This is a genomic window from Formicincola oecophyllae, from assembly GCF_006542395.2.
Lineage (GTDB): Bacteria > Pseudomonadota > Alphaproteobacteria > Acetobacterales > Acetobacteraceae > Formicincola > Formicincola oecophyllae.
In genome coordinates this window covers 555214-555827 of record NZ_CP038231.1, presented here as the reverse complement: position 1 = coordinate 555827, position 614 = coordinate 555214, and the positions used below count along the sequence as shown (strand labels likewise).

The window sequence follows — 614 nt, the reverse complement described above, 5'->3', positions numbered from 1 at the left end:
AGGAGGCAAAACGGGTGACGCTCCCAAAAGCGTTACCCACCATGATGACGCAGACAGAAAAAGCCCCCCTCCAATTGGGAGAGGGGCTTTTCTGTGCGCATAACGTACTTAAAGGCCCCTTCAGAGGAGCTGGCTTTGCATCATTTTTTGGACAGCCACGCAAATAACGGCAGTGCTGCCCCCTCATCAGGCGCTACCGCTTGGCCGGAGGTCTACCTCATCGGACAGGTTACTTAGAAACCCTGCCGTACACATAGTCGATAAGGGGGGAGCCATTTGAGAGATTGAGAGTCTCAATGAAGGCTGGGCCGGCCATTCGGGGAGGCAAAGCCATGGAAGGCCGTTGGCAGAATGTCGGAAAGCAGAGTCAGGTTAGGAATGTTGGTCAGGACCTGGCGGCGATCTGGTGACTTTGGCAGGTTGAAGTCAGCATAAGGATCAAAGAGGTAATCGCCCTGCCACCGGCCCCAACCGCTGGCACTGTTCTGCAATTGGCCGACACGCTCTAGATTAAAGCTATAGGCGCCGCAATCCATGTGCTGGACAACATCGCCGTTGATGTTCTGGCAAACGTCCGTGCGCATGGATTTGCAGTTGTAGCTAAAGCCACAGAC

General features: G+C 54.6%; 1 protein-coding gene. It reads right to left on the bottom strand.

The genetic code is table 11. The features are described from left to right. Nucleotides 1-293: 293 nt before the first annotated feature. Nucleotides 294-584 (bottom strand): MDR/zinc-dependent alcohol dehydrogenase-like family protein, encoded by a 291-nt coding sequence (locus E3E12_RS02510; protein ID WP_141442920.1) that lies wholly within the window; start codon nucleotides 582-584, stop codon nucleotides 294-296. Nucleotides 585-614: the final 30 nt, after the last annotated feature.